Annotated in this window: 27 protein-coding genes; 15 read left to right on the top strand and 12 right to left on the bottom strand. The window is 65.5% G+C overall.

What is annotated here, in order from left to right:
- Positions 1-8 precede the first annotated feature (8 nt).
- Positions 9-1,991 carry an acetate--CoA ligase gene (gene acs, locus FB600_RS35850; RefSeq protein WP_096750456.1) on the bottom strand — a complete coding sequence of 661 codons (1,983 nt, stop codon included), beginning with the start codon at positions 1,989-1,991 and terminating at the stop codon, positions 9-11.
- A gap of 368 nt (positions 1,992-2,359) precedes the next feature.
- Between acs and FB600_RS35845 the strand changes: the two genes are divergently transcribed.
- From FB600_RS35845 to FB600_RS35805, 9 genes are all read left to right on the top strand, one after another.
- The gene (locus FB600_RS35845; protein WP_098181729.1) at positions 2,360-3,262 is read left to right on the top strand and encodes a DMT family transporter; all 903 of its coding nucleotides are present in this window, start codon (positions 2,360-2,362) and stop codon (positions 3,260-3,262) included.
- Positions 3,263-3,566: 304 nt separating this feature from the next.
- Positions 3,567-4,139: a TIGR00645 family protein gene (locus FB600_RS35840; RefSeq protein ID WP_013698808.1), complete on the top strand. Its 573-nt coding sequence runs from the start codon at positions 3,567-3,569 to the stop codon at positions 4,137-4,139.
- A gap of 84 nt (positions 4,140-4,223) precedes the next feature.
- Positions 4,224-5,747 (top strand): fumarate hydratase, encoded by a 1,524-nt coding sequence (locus FB600_RS35835; protein ID WP_145758214.1) that lies wholly within the window; start codon positions 4,224-4,226, stop codon positions 5,745-5,747.
- A 174-nt stretch (positions 5,748-5,921) separates the two neighbouring features.
- Complete coding sequence (bfr, locus tag FB600_RS35830; protein WP_013698810.1) at positions 5,922-6,398, top strand: bacterioferritin; 477 nt, start codon at positions 5,922-5,924, stop codon at positions 6,396-6,398.
- Between the two features lie 49 nt (positions 6,399-6,447).
- Positions 6,448-7,314: a glutamate racemase gene (gene murI / locus FB600_RS35825; RefSeq protein ID WP_096750454.1), complete on the top strand. Its 867-nt coding sequence runs from the start codon at positions 6,448-6,450 to the stop codon at positions 7,312-7,314.
- Positions 7,315-7,469: 155 nt separating this feature from the next.
- Complete coding sequence (locus tag FB600_RS35820; protein WP_017920277.1) at positions 7,470-7,706, top strand: bacterioferritin-associated ferredoxin; 237 nt, start codon at positions 7,470-7,472, stop codon at positions 7,704-7,706.
- A 230-nt stretch (positions 7,707-7,936) separates the two neighbouring features.
- Positions 7,937-8,662 (top strand): energy transducer TonB, encoded by a 726-nt coding sequence (locus FB600_RS35815; RefSeq protein WP_145758215.1) that lies wholly within the window; start codon positions 7,937-7,939, stop codon positions 8,660-8,662.
- A 51-nt stretch (positions 8,663-8,713) separates the two neighbouring features.
- A complete protein-coding gene (locus tag FB600_RS35810; protein ID WP_036049920.1) occupies positions 8,714-9,448 on the top strand; it encodes a MotA/TolQ/ExbB proton channel family protein in 735 nt (244 codons plus the stop codon).
- A gap of 13 nt (positions 9,449-9,461) precedes the next feature.
- Positions 9,462-9,881 carry an ExbD/TolR family protein gene (locus FB600_RS35805; RefSeq protein WP_013698815.1) on the top strand — a complete coding sequence of 140 codons (420 nt, stop codon included), beginning with the start codon at positions 9,462-9,464 and terminating at the stop codon, positions 9,879-9,881.
- 355 nt (positions 9,882-10,236) lie between these two features.
- Here the strand turns inward: FB600_RS35805 and FB600_RS35795 are convergent, their stop codons facing one another.
- Positions 10,237-11,241 carry a LysR family transcriptional regulator gene (locus FB600_RS35795; RefSeq protein ID WP_036040985.1) on the bottom strand — a complete coding sequence of 335 codons (1,005 nt, stop codon included), beginning with the start codon at positions 11,239-11,241 and terminating at the stop codon, positions 10,237-10,239.
- Positions 11,242-11,353: 112 nt separating this feature from the next.
- Here FB600_RS35795 and FB600_RS35790 point away from each other — a divergent pair, with 112 nt between their 5' ends.
- The 3 genes from FB600_RS35790 to hemP all read left to right on the top strand — a co-directional run bounded on the left by FB600_RS35790 (position 11,354) and on the right by hemP (position 13,196).
- Positions 11,354-12,226 (top strand): pirin family protein, encoded by an 873-nt coding sequence (locus FB600_RS35790; protein WP_096750452.1) that lies wholly within the window; start codon positions 11,354-11,356, stop codon positions 12,224-12,226.
- 87 nt (positions 12,227-12,313) lie between these two features.
- Positions 12,314-12,799: an SRPBCC family protein gene (locus tag FB600_RS35785; RefSeq protein ID WP_013698818.1), complete on the top strand. Its 486-nt coding sequence runs from the start codon at positions 12,314-12,316 to the stop codon at positions 12,797-12,799.
- A 154-nt stretch (positions 12,800-12,953) separates the two neighbouring features.
- A complete protein-coding gene (gene hemP / locus FB600_RS35780; RefSeq protein ID WP_025100868.1) occupies positions 12,954-13,196 on the top strand; it encodes a hemin uptake protein HemP in 243 nt (80 codons plus the stop codon).
- A 241-nt stretch (positions 13,197-13,437) separates the two neighbouring features.
- Here the strand turns inward: hemP and FB600_RS35775 are convergent, their stop codons facing one another.
- The 6 genes from FB600_RS35775 to uvrB all read right to left on the bottom strand — a co-directional run bounded on the left by FB600_RS35775 (position 13,438) and on the right by uvrB (position 19,493).
- Entirely contained in the window at positions 13,438-13,845 is a 408-nt protein-coding gene (locus FB600_RS35775; protein WP_013698820.1) for a GlcG/HbpS family heme-binding protein, read from the bottom strand.
- A gap of 54 nt (positions 13,846-13,899) precedes the next feature.
- Positions 13,900-15,300, bottom strand: coding sequence for a 4Fe-4S binding protein (locus tag FB600_RS35770; RefSeq protein ID WP_013698821.1), 1,401 nt, complete (start codon positions 15,298-15,300; stop codon positions 13,900-13,902).
- Positions 15,297-16,139 (bottom strand): FTR1 family protein, encoded by an 843-nt coding sequence (locus FB600_RS35765; protein WP_145758216.1) that lies wholly within the window; start codon positions 16,137-16,139, stop codon positions 15,297-15,299. The genes FB600_RS35770 and FB600_RS35765 overlap by 4 nt, the downstream gene beginning before the upstream one ends.
- A 57-nt stretch (positions 16,140-16,196) precedes the next feature.
- Entirely contained in the window at positions 16,197-16,529 is a 333-nt protein-coding gene (locus FB600_RS35760; RefSeq protein WP_017920272.1) for a cupredoxin domain-containing protein, read from the bottom strand.
- Between the two features lie 67 nt (positions 16,530-16,596).
- A complete protein-coding gene (locus FB600_RS35755; protein WP_036040975.1) occupies positions 16,597-17,148 on the bottom strand; it encodes an iron transporter in 552 nt (183 codons plus the stop codon).
- A 254-nt stretch (positions 17,149-17,402) separates the two neighbouring features.
- Complete coding sequence (uvrB, locus tag FB600_RS35750) at positions 17,403-19,493, bottom strand: excinuclease ABC subunit UvrB (protein WP_036040976.1); 2,091 nt, start codon at positions 19,491-19,493, stop codon at positions 17,403-17,405.
- Between the two features lie 345 nt (positions 19,494-19,838).
- Between uvrB and FB600_RS35745 the strand changes: the two genes are divergently transcribed.
- On the top strand, positions 19,839-21,038 hold the full coding sequence (locus FB600_RS35745) for an amino acid aminotransferase (RefSeq protein WP_036049909.1): 1,200 nt from the start codon (positions 19,839-19,841) through the stop codon (positions 21,036-21,038).
- A gap of 85 nt (positions 21,039-21,123) precedes the next feature.
- Here the strand turns inward: FB600_RS35745 and FB600_RS35740 are convergent, their stop codons facing one another.
- Positions 21,124-21,912, bottom strand: a complete 789-nt coding sequence (locus tag FB600_RS35740; protein ID WP_098153803.1) for a 3-hydroxybutyrate dehydrogenase — start codon at positions 21,910-21,912, stop codon at positions 21,124-21,126.
- 181 nt (positions 21,913-22,093) lie between these two features.
- Here FB600_RS35740 and FB600_RS35735 point away from each other — a divergent pair, with 181 nt between their 5' ends.
- Together FB600_RS35735 and FB600_RS35730 are read left to right on the top strand one after the other, a co-directional pair.
- Positions 22,094-23,065, top strand: a complete 972-nt coding sequence (locus FB600_RS35735) for a potassium channel beta subunit family protein (RefSeq protein WP_096750450.1) — start codon at positions 22,094-22,096, stop codon at positions 23,063-23,065.
- 111 nt (positions 23,066-23,176) lie between these two features.
- Positions 23,177-24,022: a 23S rRNA (adenine(2030)-N(6))-methyltransferase RlmJ gene (locus FB600_RS35730; protein ID WP_013698829.1), complete on the top strand. Its 846-nt coding sequence runs from the start codon at positions 23,177-23,179 to the stop codon at positions 24,020-24,022.
- 21 nt (positions 24,023-24,043) lie between these two features.
- Here FB600_RS35730 and FB600_RS35725 read toward each other — a convergent pair whose 3' ends face one another.
- The 3 genes from FB600_RS35725 to cueR all read right to left on the bottom strand — a co-directional run bounded on the left by FB600_RS35725 (position 24,044) and on the right by cueR (position 25,280).
- Complete coding sequence (locus FB600_RS35725; protein WP_145758217.1) at positions 24,044-24,307, bottom strand: hypothetical protein; 264 nt, start codon at positions 24,305-24,307, stop codon at positions 24,044-24,046.
- 203 nt (positions 24,308-24,510) lie between these two features.
- Complete coding sequence (locus FB600_RS35720; RefSeq protein WP_013698831.1) at positions 24,511-24,657, bottom strand: DUF3563 family protein; 147 nt, start codon at positions 24,655-24,657, stop codon at positions 24,511-24,513.
- Between the two features lie 197 nt (positions 24,658-24,854).
- On the bottom strand, positions 24,855-25,280 hold the full coding sequence (gene cueR / locus FB600_RS35715) for a Cu(I)-responsive transcriptional regulator (protein ID WP_013698832.1): 426 nt from the start codon (positions 25,278-25,280) through the stop codon (positions 24,855-24,857).
- Between the last annotated feature and the right edge of the window lie 233 nt (positions 25,281-25,513).

Below are 25,513 nucleotides of genomic sequence, written 5' to 3'. Positions count from 1 at the left end.
GCTCGGGTTCAGCGCGCCTCGGTCAGTTGCTCGAGGATGGCCGGGTTCTCCAGCGTGGAGGTGTCCTGCGTGATCGCCTCGCCCTTGGCGAGCGAGCGCAGCAGGCGCCGCATGATCTTGCCGGAGCGGGTCTTGGGCAGGTTGTCGCCGAAGCGGATGTCCTTGGGCTTGGCGATCGGGCCGATTTCCTTGCCGACCCAGTCGCGCAGCGCCTTGGCGATCTGCTGCGCCTCCTCGCCTTCCGGGCGCGAACGCTTGAGCACCACGAAGGCCACCACCGCCTCGCCCGTCATGTCGTCGGGGCGGCCGACCACGGCCGCCTCGGCCACCAGTTCGTGCGAGACCAGCGCCGACTCGATCTCCATGGTGCCGAGCCGGTGGCCCGAGACGTTCAGCACGTCGTCGATGCGGCCCATGATGGTGAAGTAGCCGCTGTCCTTGTCGCGCACCGTGCCGTCGCCGGCCAGATAGAGCTTGCCGCCGAGCTCGTCGGGGAAGTAGGCCTTGCGGAACCGATCCGGATCGCCCCAGATGGTGCGCGCCATCGACGGCCAGGGGCGCTTGATCACCAGGATGCCGCCCTGCCCGTTCGGCACGTCCTGGCCGGTCTCGTCGACCACCGCCGCCATGATGCCCGGCAGCGGCAGCGTGCAGGAGCCGGGCACGGTCGGCGTGGCGCCCGGCAGCGGCGTGATCATGTGGCCGCCCGTTTCGGTCTGCCACCAGGTATCGACGATCGGGCAGCGATTGCCGCCGACGTTTTCGCGGTACCACATCCACGCCTCGGGATTGATCGGCTCGCCGACCGTGCCGATGATGCGCAGGCTCGACAGGTCGTAGCGCGACGGATGGGCCTGCTCGTCGGCGCCCGAGGCCTTGATCAGCGAACGGATCGCGGTGGGCGCGGTGTAGAACACCGTGACCTTGTGGTCGGCCACCATCTTCCAGAAGCGGCCCGCGTTCGGGTAGGTCGGCACGCCCTCGAACACCACCTGCGTCGAGCCGGTCGCCAGCGGCCCGTAGGTGATGTAGGTATGGCCGGTGATCCAGCCGATGTCGGCGGTGCACCAGAAGATATCGTCGGGCTTGCGGTCGAAGGTCCAGTCCATCGTCAGCGCGGCCCACAGCAGGTAGCCGCCGGTGCTGTGCTGCAGGCCCTTGGGCTTGCCGGTGGAACCCGAGGTGTAGAGGATGAACAGCGGGTGCTCGGCGCCGACCCATTCCGGCTCGCAGCTTTCCGGCTGGTTCGCGGTGATCTCGTGCAGCCACAGATCGCGGCCCTCGTGCCAGTCGACCTTGCCGCCGGTGCGGCGGTAGACGATTACGCTCTTGACCGCCTCGCAGCCGCCCATCGCGATCGCCTCGTCGGCGATGCTCTTGATCGGCAGGGTCTTGCCGCCGCGCATCTGCTCGTCGGCCGTGATCAGCGCGCTGGCGCCGACATCGACCAGCCGCTCGTTGAGCGACTTGGACGAGAAGCCGCCGAACACCACCGAATGCGTCGCGCCGATCCGCGCGCAGGCCTGCATCGCGACGATGCCCTCGACCGACATCGGGATATAAATGACGACGCGGTCGCCCCGGCCGATGCCGCGCGCCTTGAGCGCGTTGGCCAGGCGGCAGGTGCGCGCCAGCAGTTCGGCGTAGGTCACGCGGGTGACGCTGCCGTCGTCGGCCTCGAAGATCACGGCGACGCGCTCGCCGCGGCCGGCCTCGACGTGACGGTCCAGGCAGTTGTACGAAGCGTTCAGCTCGCCGTCCTCGAACCACTTGTAGAACGGCGCGTTCGACTCGTCGAGCACGCTCGAGAACGGCTTGCGCCAGTCGATCGCCTGGCGCGCCAGGCGCGCCCAGAAACCGTCGAAATCGCGGCCGGCCTCGTCGACCAGCGCCTGGTACGCGGCCATGCCGGAAATATTGGCCGCCTGTTCGACGCTGGCGGGCGGAGCAAACTGGCGGCGTTCGTGAAGAACCGAATCAATCGCAGACATCGACTACCCCTTGATGAAGGTAAAACCACTGCATGACGACGCGCCCCGGGGCGCGCCGCTTCCACGGCGCGCGACGCGCCGTGCCTCCTGATCCCGGCCGCCGGCGCCGAGTCAACGGTGCCGGGCGGCGCGGGCCTTGCTGTCCTGGCTTGTGTTTCTGTGATGGCGCGCGGGGCCGCTCGCCGGCCTGCCGCCGCGATGGCGATGGGCGCTGCCTTGCTGCGCTGCCGCATCGCGCGGAGCCCGCCCGCGCGTTCGACAAGATAAGCTTCGCAACTTACCCGTCTCTTACGTGGGCCCGGCCGTGCCGGCGGCCGCGGCGCGCCGGCCGCTACAATCCTAACTGAACTCAACGCCCGGACTCCAGCTTGAATCGCTACGCCTTCATCCTCATCCTGTCGATGCTGCTGGTCGGCAGCAACGTCGGCATCGGCAAGACCATCGTGGTGGTGGTGCCGGTCGCCATCCTCGCCACGCTGCGCTTCGTGATCGCCAACGCGGTGCTCTGGCCGCTGTGGCGGCCCTCGAAAATGCGCACCGTGAAGCGCGACGAGTGGCTGAACCTGTTCCTGCAGGCGCTGTTCGGCACCTTCCTGTTCACCCTGCTGATGCTCACCGGCGTGCAGCGCACCAGCGCGGTGGCCGCGGGCGTGATCACCAGCACGATCCCCGCGGTGGTCGCCCTGTTCGCCTGGATCTTCCTGCGCGAGCGGCCCGACGGCCGCGCCCTGCTGTCGATCGCGCTGGCGATCGTCGGCGTGGTGGCGATCAACCTCGCCAACGGCCATGCGCCGGGCGCCGCGTCCGCGGTCGGCAGCTCGCTCGCCGGCAACCTGCTGATCCTCGGCGCGGTGTGCTGCGAATCCTTCTACGTGATCCTCTCGCGCCGCCTGACCGAGACGCTGCGCCCGCTCGACATCTGCGCCTACACGCACCTGTTCGGCATGCTGCTGATGCTGCCGCTGGGCCTGCTCGCGCTGCCGCATTTCGACTACGCGGCGGTGCCGGCCGGCACCTGGGCGCTGGTGGTCTGGTACGCGCTGTCGGCCAGCATCTTCTCGTTCTGCCTGTGGATGATCGGCATCCGCCACGTGCCGGGCAGCCTGGCCGGCGTGTTCAGCGCGGTGCTGCCGATCGCGGCGGCCGTGTACGGCATCGCCTTCCTCGGCGAGCGGCCCACGCTCGCGCACGGCTTCGCGCTGGCCTGCGTGGTGACCGGCATCCTGCTGGCCAGCCTGAAGCCGCGCGGCACGCCCACCGCCGCGTCCTGAACCGCGCGGCGGGCAGATCGGCGGCCCGGGCGCCTGGGCCGCTCGGCCGCTAGGGCGCTCGGGCGCTCGGGCGCGAACGGGGGGCACCGGGCGGATCGCCCTGAAGCGGATCGCCCCCGCCTGCCTCCTCCTGCCCTTCCGGCGCACGTCTCGTACCTGCCGCCTCGCCCCGGCCTCTGCCGGCCCGCCTCGCGAGCCGCTCCCGCCCGGGCGCCGTCCCGGCGGCGGGCACGTTACAATATCGCGCTTTTTTTCAGATTCGCTTCACCCACGATACCCGCGCCCACCCAGAGGCCGCTCGACCATGTCCGCTCGCCCGACCGATCCGCACGTCCGCCGCAAGATGAAGCCGCTCCCGTCCCTCATTTTCATGAGCCGCTGGCTGCAGGTTCCGCTCTATCTCGGCCTGATCGTGGCGCAGGCGGTCTATGTGTTCCTGTTCCTGAAGGAAGTCTGGCACCTGCTCACGCACGCCACCTCGCTCGACGAGACCAACATCATGCTGGCCGTGCTCGGCCTGATCGACGTGGTGATGATCTCGAACCTGCTGATCATGGTGATCGTGGGCGGCTACGAGACCTTCGTGTCGAAGCTCGGCGTCGAGGGCCATCCCGACGAGCCCGAATGGCTCGACCACGTCAACGCGGGGGTGCTGAAGGTCAAGCTGTCGATGGCGCTGATCAGCATCTCCTCGATCCACCTGCTCAAGACCTTCATCAATCCCGACCAGCATTCCGAGCACGCGATCATGTGGCAGGTGCTGATCCACCTGTCGTTCCTGGTGTCGGCGCTGGTGATGGCCTGGATCGATCGCCTGACCACCCAGACGCACCCCAAGCATTTCGAGGAGGCGCACGCGCCTCGCGAAGCGGCCTGAGCGCCGCGCGGGCGAGCCGGCAGCAGACCGGCCGCCGCACGAGTTTCGAGTTTCATCACCAATAGTCCCCACTGAGTCACAGCCATGACCGTCATCAAGCAGGAAGACCTGATCCAGAGCGTCGCGGATTCGCTCCAGTACATCAGCTACTACCATCCGCTCGACTACATCGAGGCCCTGGGCCGCGCCTACGAGGCCGAGCAGAGCCCGGCCGCCAAGGACGCGATCGCGCAGATCCTGACCAACAGCCGGATGTGCGCGGAAGGCCGCCGGCCGATCTGCCAGGACACCGGGATCGTCACGATCTTCGTGAAGGTGGGCATGGACGTGCGCTGGGAAGGTGCCACCATGAGCCTGACCGACATGATCAACGAGGGCGTGCGCCGCGGCTACACGCATCCCGACAACGTGCTGCGCGCCTCGATCGTCAATCCGCCCGAGGGCGCCCGCAAGAACACCAAGGACAACACGCCGGCCGTGATCCACTACGAGATCGTGCCGGGCGACAAGGTGGACGTGCAGGTCGCGGCCAAGGGCGGCGGCTCGGAGAACAAGTCGAAGTTCGTGATGCTGAACCCGTCCGATTCGATCGTCGACTGGGTGCTCAAGACGGTGCCGACCATGGGCGCCGGCTGGTGCCCGCCGGGCATGCTCGGCATCGGCATCGGCGGCACCGCCGAGAAGGCGATGCTGATGGCCAAGGAATCGCTGATGGAATCGATCGACATCCAGGACGTGATCAAGCGCGGCCCGAAGGACTGGGCCGAGGAGCTGCGCGTCGAGCTCTACGAGAAGGTCAATGCGCTGGGCATCGGCGCGCAGGGCCTGGGCGGCCTGGCCACCGTGCTCGACGTCAAGATCATGGCGGCGCCGACCCACGCGGCCTCCAAGCCGGTGGCGATGATCCCGAACTGCGCGGCCACCCGCCATGCGCACTTCACGCTGGACGGCTCGGGCGTGGCACGCCTGGACCCACCGTCGCTGGACGCCTGGCCGAAGGTCAACTGGGAGCCGAACACCGAGACCAGCAAGCGCGTCGACCTGAACACGCTCACGCCGCAGGAAGTGGCCGCCTGGACGCCGGGCCAGACGCTGCTGCTGTCGGGCAAGATGCTGACCGGGCGCGATGCCGCGCACAAGCGCATCGCCGACATGCTGGCCAAGGGCGAGAGCCTGCCGGTGGACTTCAGGAACCGCGTGATCTACTACGTCGGCCCGGTCGACCCGGTGCGCGACGAGGCGGTCGGCCCGGCGGGCCCGACCACCGCCACCCGCATGGACAAGTTCACCGAGACCATGCTGGCCCAGACCGGCCTGATCTCGATGGTCGGCAAGGCCGAGCGCGGCCCGATGGCGATCGAGGCGATCAAGAAGCACAAGGCGGCCTACCTGATGGCGGTGGGCGGCGCGGCCTACCTGGTGTCCAAGGCGATCCGCAGCGCCAAGGTCATCGCCTTCGAGGACCTCGGCATGGAAGCGATCTACGAGTTCGACGTGGTCGACATGCCGGTGACGGTGGCGGTCGATTCCTCGGGCACCTCGGTGCACCAGACCGGGCCGAGGGAATGGCAGGCGAAGATCGGAAAAATCCCGGTCGCGACTGCGTGAATCCGTAGTAAACGAGAATGATTTTCAGGCCGGAGTTCAATCCGGCCTGATTTATTCTTAATCATTCTCATTATCCGGAAATATTCGAATATTCAGGCATTAGGGCTTGGCTTTTGGCCTTCCAGCGTTTATCTTTCGTGTCCGTAACCCTATGTCACAAAGGAAGGAACGGCCATGCAAGGCGACAAGAAAGTCATCGAGTTTCTCAACGCTCAGTTGAAGAATGAATTGACCGCGATTAACCAGTATTTCCTGCATGCGCGCATGTATCGCCACTGGGGTCTCGAGAAACTCGGCAAGCACGAATACGACGAGTCGATCGGCGAGATGAAGCACGCCGACTGGCTGATCGAACGGATCTTCATGCTCGACGGCCTGCCCAACCTGCAGGATCTGCACAAGCTGCTGGTCGGCGAGGAAACCGAAGAGATCCTGAAGTGCGACCTGAAGCTGGAGTACATCTCCCAGGGCACCTGCAAGGACGCGATCGCCTACTGCGAATCGGTGCGCGACTACGTCTCGCGCGAACTGTTCCAGAAGATCCTCGACGACACCGAGGAGCACATCGACTGGCTCGAGACGCAGATCGACCTGGTCGGCAAGATCGGCATCCAGAACTACCAGCAGTCGATGATGGGCTCGCCGAGCTGAGCACGGCGTCGTAATATGGCGGATCGCCATCCGCCAGCTTCACCCTCACATGTCCAGCCCGACCGACTTCGCGTCAGAAGACTCCACCACCGCCGCGCCGGTCGGCATCTTCGATTCCGGGCTGGGCGGTCTCTCGGTGCTGCGCGCCGTGCGCGCGCAGCTCCCCGAGGAATCCTTCGTCTATGTCGCCGATTCGCGCCATGCACCCTATGGCGAGCGCGACGACGCCTTCATCATCGAACGCACGCTGGCGATCGGCGAATGGCTGGCCGCGCGCGGCGCCAAGGCGCTGGTGGTGGCCTGCAACACGGCCACCGCGCAGTCGATCGCCGTGGTGCGCGAGACACTCGCGATCCCGCTGGTGGGCGTCGAGCCCGGCATCAAGCCGGCCACCCTGGCCTCGCGCAGCCGCGTGGCGGGCGTGCTGGCCACCGCGGCGACGCTGCGCAGCGCGCGCTTCGAATCGCTGATCGAGCGCTACGCAGCCGACTGCCGCTTCCTGCGCCAACCCGGCCACGGGCTGGTCGAGGCGATCGAACGCGGCGACACCGGCTCGCCCGCGCTGCGCGCCCTGCTCGACGGCTACCTCGAACCGATGCTGGCCGCCGGCGCCGACACGCTGGTGCTCGGCTGCACCCATTACCCCTTCCTCGACGCAACGATCCGCGAGTTGACGCAGGATCGTCTGACCCTGATTGACACCAGCGAGGCGATCGCGCGACAACTCGCCCGCGTGCTCGACGACCACGGCCTGCGCGCGCCGGCCGGCACCACGGCCCGCCCGCCGCGCCTGTATTCGACCGACGACGGCAGCCGCCTGCAGGCGCTCGCGGCCGCCCTGCTGGGCCTCGACGCGCCGGCCGAAACCGTCGCGATCACCTCGCCGCGCTGCGCCGACACGGCCCTGCCGGCCTGAGCCAGCCTGCCTGGCGCCTGGCCACGGCACCATGACGTTTTTGCCAATCCCCTGCTAAGCACCTGGATTTGTTACAAAAAACCGTGGAGCAGGCTTGCCAAGCTGCGCGAATATAATGATAATAATTCGCATTAACGTTAGCTATCGCGCTCATCATGATCGTCTGCGTGTGCAAGTCCGTGTCCGACCGAAAGATCCGTGCCTCGCTGGCGGAAGGCGTCGCCTCGTTCGACGAGCTGCAGTTCGAGCTCGGCGTCGCCAGTTGCTGCGGCAAGTGCGAGGAATCGGTTCGCGAACTGATGGCCGAGCACGGCATCTGCGAAAGCCACTGCGGCGTCGCCTCGCACACGCAAGCGGTGCCCGTGGTGTTCTACGAACGCAAGGCAGCCTGAGCACCGACAGCAACGCTATCGCGCGCGGCCTGTTCCACCCGGCCGCGCCTTTGTTTGACCTTTCCGTCAGCGAGCCTGCAAATCGCTAGCCAGCGGCCACCCGCCAAGGAGCTGTGATGGAATTGCTGATCGGATTCGTAACCACCCTGTGCATTTCCCTGCTGATTTTCCGCAAGTAATGCACGACCTCGCGGCCGGCGCGCCACGCGCCGCCGCCTAGACTGGCAGACATGCAGGCCTCGACTTCCATCCCGACCGGACCCGCACCGGTCGCCCCCCGTTTCAATCGCCGTCTCGTCACCGCGGCCGTCATCGTGGTCCTCGGCCATGCAGCGCTGATCACCGTCGCGCTGCTGATGCCCCCGAAGGAATTGCCGCAGCCCAAGCTCGAATCGACCATGACCGTGCAGCTGATCTCGCAGCCGGCGCCCACGCCCGTGGCGGTCGAATCGAAACCCACGCCGCAGCCGCCCAAGCCGGTGGACAAGCCGAAGGTGATGCCCAAGCCGGTGCTCAAGCCCAAACCGGCGCCGTTGCCGGTGGCGGCCGCACCCTCGGAGCATGCCATCGACGCGCCGGAACCGACGCCGGCTCCGCCAGCGCCCCCGGCGCCCCCGGCGCCACCCACTCCCGCGGCACCGCCCGCCCCGCGGCCGACGCTGGCCATCGCGGCGCCGGCGGCCGGGCCGAAGATCTCCTGCCAGATCATCGAGCCGACCTATCCCACTCTGTCGCGGCGACGCGGCGAAACCGGCGCCGTCAGCATCTATTTCGAGGTCAGCGTCGGCGGCCAGATCGAGAAGGCGCACGTCACCAAGAGCAGTGACTTCCCGCGCCTGGACGCGGCCGCGCTCGACGCCATCAACGCCTCGTCGTGCAAGCCCTATATCGAGAACGGCCAGCCGGTACGTGCCCGTTACACCCAGGTCATGAAGTTCAATCTCGACGGCGAGTGATCGCCCCCGAACCCCGATTCAGTCTCACCGGATTCAAACAAAGGAAAGGAAATGGAAAGCTACGGTATCGCGCACGTCTGGGCGCAAGGTGATTTCGTGACGCGCTTCATCGCGATCGCGCTGCTCATCATGTCGGTCCTCTCCTGGCTCGTGATCCTCGTCAAGGGCTGGAACGTGATGCGCCTCGGCCGCCTGATGAAGAACGCCGAGCAATCGTTCTGGCATTCGGACGAGTTCGACAAGGGCGTGCAGAAGCTGCGCGACGCCTCGCCGACCACCCAGGACAACCCCTTCCTCGCGCTCGCGCTGGCCGGCCAGGAAGCGGCCGAGCATCATCAGCAGACGCAGCCGCACCTGCACGACCGCATGGACGTGTCGGACTGGGTCACGCGCTGCCTGAAGGACACCATGGACGACGGCGTCGCGCGCATGCAGAGCGGCCTGGCGATCCTCGCCTCGATCGGCAGCACAGCGCCCTTCGTCGGCCTGTTCGGCACGGTGTGGGGCATCTATCACGCGCTGCTGGTGATCGGCGCGACCGGCCAGACCTCGATCGACCAGGTCGCGGGCCCGGTCGGCGAATCGCTGATCATGACCGCCTTCGGCCTGTTCGTGGCGATTCCGGCGGTGCTCGGCTACAACGCGCTGACGCGCGCCAACAAGGGCATCGTCACCAAGCTGCGCCGCTTCGCGCACGGTCTGCACGCCTACTTCGTGACGGGCTCGAGCCTCGCCTCGGCGAAGAAGCGCGATTCGATTCGCCTCGCCACCACGCGCGCGAACTGAGCGAGGTCACGTCATGGCAATGAATTCCTCGTTCGGCGACGACGACGACGACGGCCTGATGAACGAAATCAACATGACGCCGCTGGTCGACGTCATGCTGGTGCTGCTGATCATCTTTCTCGTCACGCTTCCCGCCATCCATCACGCGGTCAAGATCGACCTGCCGCACGCCAGCAGCCAGAAGGTCGAGGAGAAGCCCAAGACCATCGACCTGGCGATCCAGGGCGACGGTACGATCCTGTGGAACGACCAGGCAGTCAGCCAGACCGAGCTGGAGGCGAAGATCGCCGATGCCGCGCGCATCGATCCGCAGCCGGAGCTGCATATCCGCGCCGATCGCAAGATCGCCTACGAGCACGTGGCCGAGGTGATGTCGGCCGCCCAGGCCGGCGGCCTGACCAAGCTCGGTTTCGTGACCGAGGCGAAGAAGTAGGCGCGATTTCCAAGCACTGCGAATCAATCGGTTCGCGGCGTCTTGCCCGCGCCAAAGTAAAAGGCCTTCATCGCAGGATGAAGGCCTTTTTTGATGCGCACGCGGGCGCCTTCGGGCGGCGGGCTCTTCGGCGGCGTCAGGCGCCTGGAGCAACGCAATGCGGCACGCCGTGGTCTGCACGGACTTGCGCGTTCTGCCCTATCTGGCTCGCAATATATGCGGCCACCGGATTCGCTCGGAACATCCCTTCGCGAAATGGGATTTCAATATAGGCCGCGTCGCGCAGGCATTCAAGCGAGCCCCGATTGAATCTCGCGATTGCAGGCGACGCTTCAATGACAAAAGCGATCCGGCCTCAGGCAAGGATGCCCGACTCGGCCGGCTTGCCGGCTTTCGCGGCCTTGGCGGCCTGCTTGTGCTTCTCGTCGCGCTCGGGGCATTCGGGCTCCCGATAATCGTTGTCGAGCTTCTCGACCAGGAAGTCGACGAAGGAGCGCACCGCCGGCGGCATCCCCTGGCGCGACACGAACACCGCGTAGAGCTGCGGCACCGGCAAGGTCCAGCCCGGCATCACCGGCGACAACTGCCCCGCGCGCAGCGCGCCGCCATACATCATCTCCGGCAGCGCGGCGATTCCGACCCCGTCGAGCACCGCCTCGCGGATCGTCATCAGGTCGGCCGTCACCAGCCGCGGCTCGTGCTCGTGCACATGGCGCGTGCCGTCGGGCGCGATCAGGTTGAACACGTGGCGGCCGTCGCCCGAGGGCGTGTCGAGCGTCTCGAAGCGCACCAGGTCGTCGGGCACCAGCGGCGGCGCGTTCTGCCCCAACAGGCTCGGCGAGCCGACCAGCATCTGCTCGGTGCGCCAGAGCGGCCGCACCACGATGTTGGCATTCTCGGGCGGCTCGGAGCGAACCCGCAGCGCGATGTCGATCGAGTCCTCGAACAGGTCGATCACCTGGTTCGTCACGCGGACCTGCACGCGGACCTCGGGATATCGACGGAGGAATTCGGGCAGCAGCCGCGACATCATCGTCTGCGAAAGCGTGACCGGCACGCTGACGCGCACCGTGCCGCGCGGGGAGGCCCGCAGTTGCTGCACCGCGTTCATCGCCGCCTGCGCCTCGGCCAGCATCGCCTGGCAGTGCTGGTAGAACAACTGCCCCGCCTCGGTCAGCGCCAGCTTGCGCGTCGAGCGCTGCAGCAGGCGCACGCCGAGCGTCGCCTCGAGCTCGGTCAGCCGCCGGGAGAGGCGTGATTTCGAGATTCCCAGGACACGCTCGGCAGCCGAAAAACCACCGTGCTCGACGACCTGCGAGAAGTACATCAGGTCGTTCAGATTGTGTGCGTCGATATTCATTTCATCGTTCCAATTGCAGAACGATCCATTGCGGATCGCGCGGAAGTAATCCGCTGGCCGATCCATATAATAACTTTGACTTCGCTCAATCGATCATTCAGGAAAATATACGATGCCCGTATCGCGCGCGATCCAGCGCGTCTATCCGTCATTACGGGCGACGGAAGGCGCCGGTTTCCAGGTTCATCGCCCGTTCCCCACACGGCTGCTGGCCGACTTCGACCCGTTCCTGCTGCTCGACGAAATGGGGCCGGTGGAGTACGCGCCCGGCACGGCCCGCGGCGCGCCCGATCATCCGCATCGCGGCTTCGAAACCGTGACCTACATCCTCGAGGGACATTTCCGTCATCGCGATTCGGCGGGCCATAGCGGCGAATTACGCGCCGGCGACGTGCAGTGGATGACGGCCGGCTCGGGGCTGATTCACAGCGAAATGCCCGATCCCGAATTCGCGGCAGCCGGTGGTCGCGCGCACGGCTTCCAGCTGTGGGTGAACCTGCGTCGTGCCGACAAGAAACTCGCGCCGCGCTACCAGGAGATCGCCTCGGCCGATATCCCGCGCGTGCTGTCCGAGGACGGCCGCGGCAGCATCAGGGTGATCGCCGGCGAGGCCTTCGGCGCCAGGGCCGCGGTCGAGACGCAGACGCCGCTCGTCTACCTGCATCTGTCCTTGCAGCCCGAGGCGCGGCTCGCCGTGCCGGTGCCGCGCGAGTTCCGCGTGTTCGCCTACCCGATCGCCGGCGCCGGCCACTATGGCGCGAGCCGGCAGGTCAGCGGCCCGCAGCAGATGATCGTGTTCGAGAACGACGGCGACACGGTCGAGATCGCCGCCGGCGATGCGCCGCTCGAGGTGCTGCTGCTCGGCGGCCAGCCGATCGGCGAGCCGATCGTGCGCTACGGCCCCTTCGTGATGAACACCGAGCAGGACATTCTCGATGCGGTCGCCGATTACCAGGCTGGCCGAATGGGCCGGATCTGCCGCTGAGTCCGGCCCCGGACATCGCCCGGGAATTGCGTCAAAATGCAGGCTTCTTGCGGCTCAGCGCCGCGTCGACCGAAGGAAGCCCCTGCCTTGAATTTTGAACACCTGATCCAGATCAACGCGTCGGACAACCCGATGTTGCCGACGCTGACCCGCGAGCAACTCTGGGAAGGCCTCGTGCTGCGTGCCGAACAGCCGCAACTGTTCGTGATCGGGCTCGACAGCTGCGAGATCCAGTCGCGCACCGACACCGTGCTCGAGCGCGAACTGCACTTCGGCCAGGCGACGATTCGCGACCGCGTGACCTTCACGCCGAACCACCAGGTCCGCTACGACATCCATGCCGCCGACGGCGAGATCGGCGGCTCGCTGACCATGACCATCGAGGAGCGCGCCGACGCCGAGCTGTTCCTGCGCTTCGAGTACCGCACCACCCTGCCCGAGACGGCCGACAGCGAGGACGCGCGGCAGACCCAGGGGATCGTCAAGGAAGCCTATCGCACCGCCGATATCGACACGGTTCGCCTGATCCGCGAATACGCGCAAGGCAGGCGCGACCCCGATCCGCTGCACTGAAGACCCACTTCCGGCGGCCTTGCATGGGCCGCCGGCGCACTTTATCAAAAGCTATCGAAGTTCAAGTTCCGATCAAAAATCATCGCTGGTAAATGGGAATAATTATCATTTAGAATTCATTCCATCGACACACCACTGATTCACCGCCAACCGAATGACCGAACTCATGCGCCCTTCCACGCTTACCCTGCGCCGCACCGGCAGCGCGGCTCCCGGCGGCCGGACGAAAGTCGCGGCTGTCACGAAGGCGGAATCCGCGGACAGCGCGGATTCGAATCAGCGGGTCGTGTTCAGCGACACACTGCTGCAAGGTCGGACCCATGTCTCGATCATGCACAACGGCGAGACCTACCAGCTGCGCGCCACGCGATTGGGCAAGCTGATCCTGACGAAGTAAGTACCGAGTATTGTGGGGACCACCTCCCTGAGAGGTGTTGGGCACTAGCCAGCCGTAACGGCTTGCACGCGAGATCTAGACCCCTTCGTGCAACCACACTCAAGCAGCCGTTACAGCAAGCCAAGCCATTTTTTTGGTTCCCATGCAGATAGACGAAAGCGACGTGCCTGACGGGCACGTCGCTTTTTTCATGCGGGCTGAAAACGCGCGGGGTACCCCGGAGGCGCCTGCCGGAACCTGATCAGGCCGCCGTCAGCGCGGCGATGCCGGCCCGCGCGACCTCGGAATCCTGCTCCGACTTCACGCCCGACACGCCGATCGAACCGAGCGATTCGCCGTCGAGCTGGATCACCACGCCGCCCTCGATCAGGCCCGTGAGCGGAGCGCTCAGGAAGGCGGTGCGCCCCTGCTTGATCACTTCCTCGTAGAGCTTGCTGTCGCGACGGCCGAGCGCGGCCACGCGGCCCTTAGCGAGCGCCATCTCGACGGTGCTCGGGGCCGCGCCGTCCATGCGGTTCAGGTAGAGGAGATGGGCGCCGTCGTCGTAGATCGCGATCGTGACGGCCCATTGATTGGCGGCCGCGTGCGCTTCCGCGGCGGCCGCCATGCGTTTGACATCGTCGCTGGTCAGTACCGGCTTGGTTCTCATCGCGGCTCCTCGATGGCTGGTTCGCTGGGCCGACGATGATAACGCGCCGGCGTGTCAGAACACCCAGAACATCAGCCACCAGGCGCTGTCGACGATCGCCAGCGCGAGCGCGAAGCCGAGCATCGCGGCGAGCCGGCGCGGCCAGCTCGCGTAGCGCCCCGTCACGCGCCAGGCGAGCCACGCGCTCCAGAGATTCGAGCCGACCAGGATCGAGATGCGCACCGGCGAGGCCCAGTCGAGCGGCAGGTGCTCGGCGCGCAGCAGCGACAAGGTGGTGGCCGACAGGCCGAGGAACACGCCGGCGCCGGCCAGCGGGATCAGTGCCTGGGTCAGGTGATGCAGGCGCACGCGCTCGAAACGCCCCAGCATCGCGGTGGTGGCCGACAGCACGATCAGCAGCGCGGTGCCGTAGACCAGCCCGGTGCCGACGATGTAGGACACCACCAGGCCGCCGTCGAGCCACGAAAACACGTCGTTCTGCTCGGGGTAATGCGTGAGCAGGAACCACGGCGCATTGGTCTCCAGGGGCCAGGTGATGTCATGGTCGATCAGCCAGCCGGCCAGCCATTGCTTGATGGTCACGAACCAGGGGCTGGCGCTCCAGTGGAAGGCGCCGATCGCCACGCCGAGCAGGCCGTAGAGGATCAGCGCGGTATCCCAGGCGCTGGCCTGCGCGTCGCCGAGCTGCACCACTTCCTCGGACGGCGAGCGCATCGTCAGGGCGATCGCGTCGCGATGGCCGCTGCAGCGGCCGCACATATGGCAGGCCGCGGCGCCCTTCATGTTGCGCAGCGGCACCAGCGGCGCGCAGTTGATCGGGATCACGCGGTGGCCATGCTCGCCCTGCGTGTAGGAGCGGCGCCAGGCCGCTTCGTCGACCTTGAAGCGCAGCGGCGCGAGCCGCGCGAGCAGCGCGAACACGCCGTTGACGGGGCACAGGTACTTGCACCAGACGCGTTTCTCGCGGCCGTAGAGCAGGCCGATCACCATCGCGGCGAAGGTCGAGCCGCCCAGCACCAGCAGCACCGCGCGCGGGTACTGGTAGACGCTGACCATCTGCCCGTAGATGGTGGTGATGCCGAAGGCGACGAAGGGCCAGCCGCCCCAGCGCATCCAGCGCGGGATGGCGCGGCCGCGCCCGAAGCGGCTGGCGAATTCGGCCAGCGCCCCTTCGGGACACAGCACGCCGCACCAGACGCGCCCCAGCATCACCATCGACAGCAGCACGAAAGGCCACCAGATACCCCAGAACACGAACTGCGCGGCCAGCGTCAGGTTGTTCCAGAGATGGGCAGTGTCGTCGGGCAGCGGCGTGAAGGCCGGCACCAGGATCAGGAACGCGTAGACGGCCACCACCACCCACTGGATGCCGCGGATCAGCGCGCCATGGCGCTGCATCCAGTGGCCGGCCTCGGACAGCCGGCTCCAGCGCGCGCCGCCGACCGGCGTGCTCATGCGGGCCGCCCCGCCGTCGCGGCCGGGCGGCGCGTCGCGAGCTTCAGCAGCGCGTACACCACCACCCAGTACAGCACGTAGGCCACCAGGTTGGTCAGCGCCGGATGCGCGCGATAGCCCGTCAAGGTGGCGACCAGCGAGCCGACCGTGCTCGAATCGTCGAGGATCGCCGAGGTATCCCACAGCTGCGAGATGCCGAGCGGCAGGATTTCCTTGTCGATCAGCTTGTCGACGCCGGCCTCGAACAGGCCCGCGCCGAGGAACAGCAGCATGATTTCCGTGACGCGGAAGAACAGCCGCCAGGAGAACACCTTGCCGCCGAGTTGCAGCACGTAGAAGGTCAGCAGCGCCAGCGCGAGGCCGATCACCACCGCCAGCACCTGGCCGCCGCCGACCTGGCCGGTCTGGCCGAAGCCCAGGCCGTAGAGGAAGATCACCGTCTCGCTGCCCTCGCGCGCGATCGCGAGCGCGACCAGCACGGCCACGCCCCACCAGTTGGCGGTCTTGGTGGTTTCCTGCAGCGACTGCTCCATCTCGCGCTTGAGCGTGCGTCCATGCTTCTTCATCCAGATCACCATCTGCACGATCAGCACGCAGGCGATCAGCACCATCGCGGTCTGGAAATAGTCCTGCGCATCGCCCGAGAGCACCTCGGTGAAGCCGACCAGCGCGGCGCCGAGCCCGAACGCCATCAGCAGCCCGGCACCCACGCCGAGCCACAGATACGGCAGGCCGCGACGCGTCTCGGCATCGCCATTCTTCAGCCAGGCATAGAGGATGCCGACGACCAGCAGCGCCTCGACGCTCTCGCGCCAGACGATGAACATGATTTGACCCATTGAAACCTCCGTGTCCCGGCCGCGGCGGGACATCCGCGGCCGCACGATAAATCGGAACTACTTCGCGACGATGACGCCTTGCGCCTGCTGGTGAAAATCGTCGAAGAACTTGTACTCGCCCGGCGACAGCGGCGCGATCACAACGAAGGACTCGGCGCCCGGCGCGAGCACCTTCTCCTTGCGCAGCTGGACGCTCTCGAACTCGACGGCGCCGCGTCCGGTGTTGCGAACCTCGATCTTGATACGCTGGCCGGCCGGAACCTCGATGCGGGCCGGCTTGAGCACGCCATCGGCCATCTCGAGCTGGAAGGTGGGCAGGTCGGCCGCCTGGGCCGCGCCGGCGAGCACCGCGGTGGCGAATGCGACGGCGAGAATCTTGGGGAATGTCATTGTGCTTCTCGTGGAGGGCGGCATCGCGCGATGCCGCCCGGCCGGATCACCCGGCGGTGGAACGCGATCAGTAACCGCCCTTCTTGCCGATGCCCGCGAACGGGAAATCGTACTCGAGCGTGAACGGCTTGAACCACGGGCCGACGCCGGTTTCCTTGTCGACGTGACGGCCGAAGGCCATGTTGCCCATCTGCATCGGCGGCTTCACCGTCAGCGACAGGTGGTACTTGCCCGGGCCGGCGAGCTTGACGTTGTCGCCGTAGTGCGGGCCGTCGTTCGCGACCATGCCCATCAGCATGCCCTCGGCCTTCCACTTCGCGTCGCCCTGCTTGGTCAGCTTGTACTCGACCTGCAGGTAAGGCATCCAGTCGCCTTCGGCGAAGCCGGTCGGGTTGTTCTTCACCGCATGGATATCGGACTCGAGGTGGATGTCGGAATCCGATGCCTTGCGCATCATGCCTTCCGGCTCCATCGTGATCGGCTGCAGATAGACCGCGCCGACCTCCATGCCACCCTGGATCTGCTGCTTGCCGATCGGATACTCGGCGGCCGACGCCGACATCGCGACCAGGGCCGCGGCAAGTGCGACACCACTACGGGCGAAGGATGAAGCGAACATTGACACTCCTCTTTTTATCGTCAGATCGATTGACGTCGCCCGGTCTCATGCCGGGCGGCGGGGATACTTAAGAACGTTAATGCGAACCATTCTCAATAATTCGGGAGTGTAGCATCGAATCTCGCGGGGAACAAACAGGGAAGAAATTCAAGCCCTTGATATGGAAAGGATTTCGGAAGAATCCGATAGGCGGAATGGAATATACCGACCCGGCCCTTCGGAGGGACGGATCGGCGAGCGGCACATGCACAGTGTCAGTTCGCACCTTCGACGTGATCGCCGACGTTGGCCCCGAACACGCGCTGGCGCAGCACCGCGAGTTGGTCGCGCGTCTGCGCGGCCTTCTCGAATTCGAGGTTCTTCGCGTAGTCGACCATCTGCTTCTCGAGCCGCTTGATTTCCTTGGCCAACTGCTTTTCGGACATGTCCTCGAACTTGGCGCGCTGCTGCGCCTCCTTCAGCTCCGCGCGCGCCTCGTCGGCGCTGTAGACGCCGTCGATGATGTCCTTGATGCGCTTGACCACGCCGCGCGGCGTGATGCCGAGCTTCTCGTTGTGCGCGATCTGCTTGGCGCGGCGGCGCTCGGTCTCGTCGATGGCGCGGCGCATCGAATCGGTCATGCGGTCGGCGTAGAGCAGCGCCTTGCCGTTGACGTTACGCGCGGCCCGGCCAATGGTCTGGATCAGCGAACGCTCGGCGCGCAGGAAACCCTCCTTGTCCGCGTCGAGGATCGCCACCAGCGAAACCTCGGGGATGTCGAGCCCCTCGCGCAGCAGGTTGATCCCGACCAGCACGTCGAAGGTGCCGAGCCGCAGGTCGCGGATGATCTCCACACGCTCGACCGTGTCGATGTCGCTGTGCAGGTAGCGGACCTTCACGCCGTGATCGGCGAGGAATTCGGTCAGTTGCTCGGCCATCCGCTTGGTCAGCACGGTGATCAGCACGCGCTCGCCGGCCTTCACGCGCTCGTTGATCTCGGCCAGCACGTCGTCCACCTGGGTGGTGGCCGGCCGCACCTCGATCTCGGGGTCGACCAGGCCGGTCGGCCGCACCACCTGCTCGGCGGTCTGGCCCGACACACGGGTCTCGTAGTCGGCCGGCGTGGCCGAGACGAACACCACCTGCCGCATCTTGCGCTCGAACTCGGGGAACTTCAGCGGCCGGTTATCGAGCGCCGAAGGCAGGCGAAAGCCGTAGTTGACGAGGTTTTCCTTGCGCGCGCGGTCGCCGTTGTACATGCCGTTCAGCTGGCCGATCAACACGTGCGATTCGTCGAGCAGCATCAGCGCGTCGGACGGCAGGTAGTCGACCAGGGTCGGCGGCGGTTCGCCGGGCGCGGCGCCCGAGAAGTGCCGCGAGTAGTTCTCGATGCCCTTGCAGAAGCCGAGCTCCTGCAGCATCTCGAGATCGAAGCGCGTGCGCTGCTCGAGCCGCTGCGCCTCCACCAGGCGATTCTCGCTGTGGAAGAACTCGAGCCGCTCGCGCAACTCGTCCTTGATGGTCTCGACGGCGCGCATCACGGTGTCGCGCGGCGTCACATAGTGCGAGGACGGATAGACGGTGAAGCGCACGATCTTCTGGCGCACCCGGCCGGTGAGCGGATCGAACAGCTGCAGCGTCTCGACCTCATCGTCGAACAGCTCGACGCGCACGGCCATCTCGGCATGCTCGGCCGGGAAGATGTCGATGGTGTCGCCGCGCACGCGGAAGGTGCCGCGCTGGAAGTCCTGCTCGTTGCGCGTGTACTGCATCGCGATCAGCCGGGCGATCACGTCGCGCTGGCCGATCCGGTCGCCCGCGCGCAGCGTCAGGATCATCTGGTGGTACTCGGAGGGATTGCCGATACCGTAGATCGCCGAGACGGTCGCGACGATCACCACGTCGCGCCGTTCCATCAGGCTCTTGGTGGCCGACAGGCGCATCTGCTCGATGTGCTCGTTGATCGACGAGTCCTTTTCGATGAACAGGTCGCGCTGCGGCACATAGGCTTCCGGCTGGTAGTAGTCGTAGTACGAAACGAAGTACTCGACGGCGTTGCGCGGAAAGAACTCGCGGAACTCGGCATAGAGCTGCGCGGCGAGCGTCTTGTTCGGCGCGAACACGATGGCCGGGCGGCCGAGCCGCGCGATGGTGTTCGCCATCGTGAAGGTCTTGCCGGAGCCGGTCACGCCGAGCAGCGTCTGGAACGACAGGCCGTCCTCGACACCCTCGACGAGCGTCTCGATCGCGGTGGGCTGGTCGCCCGCCGGCGGATACGGCTGGTAAAGCTGGAACGGCGAACCGTCGAATGCCACGAACTTCGATTCGTCGAGCTCGGCGGAGACTTCAGGGGAGTGTTCGGACATGGATCGAGGGCCTGGCCGCGTGCAAAAGGGTATTTTAGCGCTTCGGTCAATAGCGGGCTGACCGTTAGGCGTAGCCTGCCGCGATATCGACGCCAGGACGCTAGGAGCCTCCTCCAAGGATGTCTGCCTCGGACTCCAACACGCGTTCGATGGCCGTTTCGCGCCACCGATACCTGCAACGACACCCCGGCTTTGGCCGAAACCAGGCCGCAATTCGCTACAATAGCCGGATCCGCGCCGCTCGCCCCGGCATCGGCGCCGTCCACTGGCCCGCCCCCGTCATCACATGGGAAGCGGGGGAACCGGACCCTGATTTCATTTCACTACTACTGCTGCGAAATCATCATGTCGCTCTTCTCCGCTGTCGAACTCGCGCCCCGCGATCCGATCCTGGGCCTCAACGAAGCGTTCAATGCCGACACGCGCCCGACCAAGGTGAACCTCGGCGTTGGCGTCTACACCAACGAGGAAGGCAAGATCCCGCTGCTGCGCGCCGTGGCCGATGCGGAAAAGGCACGCGTCGCAGCCGGCCTGCCGCGCGGCTACCTGCCGATCGATGGTATCGCCGCCTATGACGCGGCCGTGCAGAAGCTGCTGCTCGGCAAGGATTCGGCACTGATCGCGGCCGGCCGCGTCGTGACAGCCCAGGCCATCGGCGGCACCGGCGCGCTGAAGATCGGCGCGGACTTCCTGCGCACGCTGAACCCGAACGCCAAGGTCGCGATCAGCGACCCGAGCTGGGAAAACCACCGCGCGCTGTTCGAGACGGCCGGCTTCAAGGTCGAGGCCTACCCGTACTACGACGCGGCCACCCACGGCGTGAACTTCGACGCGATGCTCGCCGCGCTGAACAGCTACGAGGCAGGCACCATCGTCGTGCTGCACGCCTGCTGCCACAACCCGACCGGCGTCGACCTGAGCGACGCGCAATGGGCGCAGGTCGTCGAGGTCGTGAAGGCGCGCCAACTGGTGCCCTTCCTCGACATCGCCTACCAGGGCTTCGGCGAAGACCTCGAAGCCGACGCGGCGGCCGTGCGCCTGTTCGCGGCGGCCGACCTGAACGTGTTCGTGTCCTCGTCGTTCTCGAAGTCGTTCTCGCTGTACGGCGAACGCATCGGCGCGCTGTCGATCATCACCTCGAGCAAGGACGAAGCCACGCGCGTGCTCTCGCAGCTCAAGCGCGTGATCCGCACGAACTACTCGAACCCGCCGACCCATGGCGGCGCCCTGGTCTCGGCCGTGCTGGCTTCGCCGGAGCTGTACGCCTCGTGGGTGCAGGAACTGGGCGAGATGCGCGATCGCATCCGCGCGATGCGCAACGGCCTGGTCGAACGCCTGAAGGCAAGCGGCGTGGATCGTGATTTCGGCTTCATCAACGCACAACGCGGCATGTTCTCGTACTCGGGCCTGACCGCGGCGCAAGTCGACCGCCTGCGCGAAGAATTCGGCATCTATGCCGTCAGCACGGGCCGGATCTGCGTGGCCGCGCTGAACACGCGCAACATCGACGCGGTCGCGGCCGCGGTTGCCGCCGTCCTGAAGTAAGCCTGCCGGCGCGATCGAATCGCGCCGGTTTGCCTCGAAAACGCGCTCCGCGGAGCGCGTTTTTCATTGGTGCGATTAGAAGGCCTTACTGCATGAACCAGCCGTGGCTGACCACGAAGGATTGGCCCGTGAGCGCGGCGCTCGGGAAGGCCGACAGGAACAGCACCGTCTTGGCGACGTCTTCCACCGTGGTGAATACGCCGTCGACGGTATTGCCGAGCATCACCTTCTTGATGACGTCCTCCTCACTGATACCGAGCTCCTTGGCCTGCTCGGGGATCTGCTTGTCGACCAGCGGCGTGCGCACGAAGCCCGGGCAGACCACATGCGAGCGCACGTTGTGCTTCGCGCCTTCCTTGGCCAGCACGCGCGCCAGGCCCAGCAGGCCGTGCTTGGCCGTCACGTAGGCCGACTTCAGCGGCGAGGCCTCGTGCGAGTGCACCGAGCCCATGTAGATCACCACGCCGCCGCGATCGTCCTTGTACATGTGCTTGAGTGCGGCCTTGGTGGTCAGGAAGGCGCCGTCGACGTGGATCGCCTGCATCTTCTTCCAGTCCGAGAACGAGTAGTTCTCGATCGGGTTGACGATCTGGATTCCCGCGTTCGAGACCAGGATGTCGACCGAGCCGAACTCGGCGGCGACCTTGTCGATGCCGGCATTGACGGCGTCCTCGTTGGTGACGTCCATTGCCACGCCGATCGCCTTGCCGCCGGCCGCCTTGATCTGCTCGGCCACGGCGTTCGCGCCGTCCTGGTTCAGGTCGGCGATCGCCACGGCGGCGCCCGCCCTGGCCAGTTCCAACGCGATTTCCTTGCCGATGCCGCTCGCGGCGCCGGTGACCACGGCAACCTTGCCGTCCAGTTTCGAATCCATTTCGACGTCTCCCGATTCAGTGCTCAGATCCAATGAAATCATTGCCGGGCCCTGCGCGACAAGCCGGCCGTTCGGCCAGGTGCCGCCGCAGGCGCGGCGCCGCTATTGTGCATGAAGCCTCCTGCATGCTGTCGGCAAACGGGCTAAGCTAGCCGCTATCCCAAATTCGAGGAGAGTGACGATGAATTACAGGCGGTTGGGCCGGTCCGGGCTGCAGGTCAGCGAATTGTCGATCGGCTCGTGGGTCACCTATGGCAACCAGGTCGATCATCGAGCCGCACGCGAGTCACTGGCCGCGGCACGCGACGCCGGCATCAATTTCTTCGACAACGCCGAAGTCTATGCGAAGGGGCAGTCCGAGGAAATCATGGGCGAGGCGCTGAAGGCGCTCGGCTGGTCGCGCGTCAGCTACGTGGTGTCGACCAAGTTCTTCTGGGGCCTGGCGGAAGCGCCGAACCAGTATCACACGCTGAATCGCAAGTACCTGATGGACGCGATCGACGGCTCGCTGCGTCGCTTGCAACTGGATTACGTCGATCTGGTGTTCTGTCATCGACCGGATCCGAACACGCCGATCGAGGAAACGGTCTGGGCGATGAGCGATATGATCGCGCGCGGCAAGGCGCTCTACTGGGGCACCTCGGAATGGAGCGCCGACGAGATCCGGGCCGCCTACGAGATTGCCGAGCGGCATCATCTGCACAAGCCCGTGATGGAGCAGCCGCAGTACAACCTGTTTCATCGCCGCCGCGTCGAACAGGAATACCGTCGGCTCTACGAGGACATTGGCCTGGGCCTGACTACCTGGAGCCCGCTGGCCTCGGGGCTGCTGACCGGAAAGTATCGCGACGGCGTACCGGCCGGGAGCCGGGCCGCGGTGCAAGGTTATGACTGGCTGCGCGAGCAGTTGACACATCCGGCAAAAAACGAAGCCGTGGGCAAGCTCGCGACGGTCGCCGACGAACTCGGCTGCACCCTCGCCCAACTCGCGATCGCCTGGACGCTCAAGAATCCGAACGTCAGCACCGTGATTACCGGCGCCTCGCGTGTCGAGCAGATCGGCGAGAACATGAAGGCCATCGAGGTTGCCGCGCGTATCACACCGGAATTGAAGCAGCGCATCGAGGAGATCGTCGGCGACCAGGCGCAGTAGGCACGGTCGCGTACAATACCCGGCCGCGCGAGTCCCGCGGGCCGGCGCCGCCTAGTGGCGCCGGCATCGCGCTCTCGCCATCGAATCCGATTTTCTACGTCTTATCCTGCCATGTTCAGTTATCGCCACGCATTCCATGCCGGCAACCATGCCGACGTGCTGAAACACGCCGTCGTCGTCCAGTTGCTTCATTACCTGAACAAGAAGGACAAGTCGTACTGGTATATCGATACGCATGCCGGCGCCGGAATCTACGCGCTCGACGAAGGTTTCGCCGCCAAGACGGCAGAATACGAGACCGGCATCGAGAAGCTGTGGAATGCCGACGACCTGCCGGCTGCCCTGGCCGATTATGTCGCCGAGATTCGCGCCTGCAATGAAACCCCGGATCTGCGCTTCTACCCTGGCTCGCCCTACTTCGCGTGGCGCCTGCTGCGCGAACAGGATCGGATGCGGCTGTTCGAGGCGCACAGCACCGAGATCGGCGTTCTGCGACACAATTTCCGCGATGCCGGTCGTCGAGCTATGATTTTCGCGGCCGACGGCTTCGAAGGACTCAAGGCACTGCTGCCGCCCGCACCGAGGCGCGCGCTGGTGCTGATCGATCCTTCGTATGAAGACAAGCGTGACTATGCCCGGACGATCACGTGCGTGGAAGAAGGTTTGAAGCGCTTTTCGACCGGCTGTTATGCGATCTGGTATCCACAGGTGAAACGCCCGGAATCAGAGCGGTTTCCGGATCAGTTGAAGCGCCTGCAAACCACCAACTGGCTGCACCTGACGCTGACTGTCAGCAACCCACCGGCTGACGGCTTCGGGCTCTATGGAAGCGGGATGTTCATTCTGAATCCGCCCTACACGCTAGCGGAATCGATGCGAGAAGCCCTGCCATACTTGGTCGAGACATTGGGCCAGGACAGCGGTGCCAAGTTCGGCATCGAGCTGCGCAGCGCCTGATACGCACACACAGCATTTGTCTTATCGGCGCGGCCCCGAATCGGTTGGGACGCGAATATAGGGAGCGACGATCAACGGCGTTTGCTGATTGTCCTGCGGCAACTGCGCAGGCTGCCGAATTTGCGCAGGTGCCACAATCGGGGCCGGATTCAGCGGGGCGGTCTGCAGCACGACACCTGAACGACCGTCGTGGATACCGGTTTGGGTGTCGAGCACAACTGGCGGCCGATCTTCCTTCGCCATCACATGGCCGCTCCCGGCCATCGCGACAAGCATCGCTGCCATCCAGGCACACCGCGCTCCGGCGCGGTGGAGAGAGATTCCCTGGTTCATGCCATCCATCCTCGCTGTTGTGTCCATGTCGAAACGATACAGCCGCTCCCCGAGCACGCGCTAGACGCCCGGAACCCCAAAAAGCAAAAGCCCCGACAATTTCGGGGCTCTTCATGCTTCGCATGCTCAGCGCATGCGACCGACGCCGGTACGACTTACAGCGAGTAGCCGTTCGTTTCGAGGGCGCGAATGCGCTGCTCAAGTTGAACGATGTCGCTCGACGAGGCCAGGTAGGCTTCGCGACGCTCACGTTCAGCGGATTCGAACCAGTAGCTCAGCTTTTCAACGATGTAGGCAACCATGATGCTCTCCAAGGAAGTTTGAGATCCCCCGGTGAATCTGGATAAGGGATATCCCGTATAGGGTTATCCCGAATTATAGCGAGAGCGCACCAGTTTGCTAATGAAATGCACGAATGGATGGCATGCCAATTTGGAATAATTGGCCAACATTTCCATCAACCCGTTGATTCACAAGGATATATCCGGAAAAGGCGCGATCAAAACTGTCGTCGCGTCGCACCACAATGGTGCTCATTCGGGGCAGCCAGTTCCTCGAGGATCGGGCAGTCCGGACGATCGTCGCCGTGACAGTGGGCGGCGAGCTTTGCCAACGTATTGCGCATATCGGTCAGCTCGGCGATGCGTTTATCGAGCTCCGATACGTGCTCGAGCGCGATCACCTTCACCTCTGCACTGGCTCTCGCACGGTCCTGCCAGAGCGCCAGAAGCTTGCGCACATCGTCAACAAGAAAACCAAGGCGACGCGCTTGCCGGATGAATTTCAGCAGGTGGACCTCGTTGCCGCCGTAAGTGCGATAACCCGCGTCAGTACGCTGGACCGGCTCGATCAGGCCGACACTTTCGTAATAACGAATCATCTTTGCGCTGACGCCCGATGCGCGCGCGGCTTCACCGATATTCACGTTGCCCTCCTGAGCAAGTTCTTCCAGATCTTAGCGCGATGAGAAGATGCGTGTGCGCAAGGGGATATGCATGGAAGGCCGCGTTTGGGCAGCGCAGAAAGACAAAACCCCCGCTGCCTGAGGCAACGGGGGTTGTCATGAAGGGAAGCCTGACGATTACCTACTTTCACACGGGCAATCCGCACTATCATCGGCGTGGAGTCGTTTCACGGTCCTGTTCGGGATGGGAAGGG

The sequence above is a fragment of the Burkholderia sp. SJZ089 genome, assembly GCF_007828315.1.
Taxonomy (GTDB): domain Bacteria; phylum Pseudomonadota; class Gammaproteobacteria; order Burkholderiales; family Burkholderiaceae; genus Burkholderia; species Burkholderia gladioli.
This window is presented reverse-complemented; position numbering and strand designations above follow the sequence as displayed.

Coding starts and splice junctions, on each gene's coding strand:
- FB600_RS35745 (WP_036049909.1), top strand. CDS start 19,839: ATGTCGCTCTTCTCCGCTGTCGAACTCGCGCCCCGCGATCCGATCCTG.
- FB600_RS35815 (WP_145758215.1), top strand. CDS start 7,937: ATGCAGGCCTCGACTTCCATCCCGACCGGACCCGCACCGGTCGCCCCC.
- FB600_RS35795 (WP_036040985.1), bottom strand. CDS start 11,241: ATGAATATCGACGCACACAATCTGAACGACCTGATGTACTTCTCGCAG.
- FB600_RS35835 (WP_145758214.1), top strand. CDS start 4,224: ATGACCGTCATCAAGCAGGAAGACCTGATCCAGAGCGTCGCGGATTCG.
- FB600_RS35755 (WP_036040975.1), bottom strand. CDS start 17,148: ATGTTCGCTTCATCCTTCGCCCGTAGTGGTGTCGCACTTGCCGCGGCC.
- FB600_RS35725 (WP_145758217.1), bottom strand. CDS start 24,307: ATGGCAGCGATGCTTGTCGCGATGGCCGGGAGCGGCCATGTGATGGCG.
- FB600_RS35740 (WP_098153803.1), bottom strand. CDS start 21,912: ATGGATTCGAAACTGGACGGCAAGGTTGCCGTGGTCACCGGCGCCGCG.
- FB600_RS35840 (WP_013698808.1), top strand. CDS start 3,567: ATGTCCGCTCGCCCGACCGATCCGCACGTCCGCCGCAAGATGAAGCCG.
- FB600_RS35805 (WP_013698815.1), top strand. CDS start 9,462: ATGGCAATGAATTCCTCGTTCGGCGACGACGACGACGACGGCCTGATG.
- FB600_RS35730 (WP_013698829.1), top strand. CDS start 23,177: ATGTTCAGTTATCGCCACGCATTCCATGCCGGCAACCATGCCGACGTG.
- FB600_RS35775 (WP_013698820.1), bottom strand. CDS start 13,845: ATGAGAACCAAGCCGGTACTGACCAGCGACGATGTCAAACGCATGGCG.
- uvrB (WP_036040976.1), bottom strand. CDS start 19,493: ATGTCCGAACACTCCCCTGAAGTCTCCGCCGAGCTCGACGAATCGAAG.
- FB600_RS35735 (WP_096750450.1), top strand. CDS start 22,094: ATGAATTACAGGCGGTTGGGCCGGTCCGGGCTGCAGGTCAGCGAATTG.
- FB600_RS35810 (WP_036049920.1), top strand. CDS start 8,714: ATGGAAAGCTACGGTATCGCGCACGTCTGGGCGCAAGGTGATTTCGTG.
- FB600_RS35790 (WP_096750452.1), top strand. CDS start 11,354: ATGCCCGTATCGCGCGCGATCCAGCGCGTCTATCCGTCATTACGGGCG.
- FB600_RS35820 (WP_017920277.1), top strand. CDS start 7,470: ATGATCGTCTGCGTGTGCAAGTCCGTGTCCGACCGAAAGATCCGTGCC.
- murI (WP_096750454.1), top strand. CDS start 6,448: ATGTCCAGCCCGACCGACTTCGCGTCAGAAGACTCCACCACCGCCGCG.
- bfr (WP_013698810.1), top strand. CDS start 5,922: ATGCAAGGCGACAAGAAAGTCATCGAGTTTCTCAACGCTCAGTTGAAG.
- FB600_RS35765 (WP_145758216.1), bottom strand. CDS start 16,139: ATGGGTCAAATCATGTTCATCGTCTGGCGCGAGAGCGTCGAGGCGCTG.
- FB600_RS35720 (WP_013698831.1), bottom strand. CDS start 24,657: ATGGTTGCCTACATCGTTGAAAAGCTGAGCTACTGGTTCGAATCCGCT.
- acs (WP_096750456.1), bottom strand. CDS start 1,991: ATGTCTGCGATTGATTCGGTTCTTCACGAACGCCGCCAGTTTGCTCCG.
- FB600_RS35770 (WP_013698821.1), bottom strand. CDS start 15,300: ATGAGCACGCCGGTCGGCGGCGCGCGCTGGAGCCGGCTGTCCGAGGCC.
- FB600_RS35760 (WP_017920272.1), bottom strand. CDS start 16,529: ATGACATTCCCCAAGATTCTCGCCGTCGCATTCGCCACCGCGGTGCTC.
- hemP (WP_025100868.1), top strand. CDS start 12,954: ATGACCGAACTCATGCGCCCTTCCACGCTTACCCTGCGCCGCACCGGC.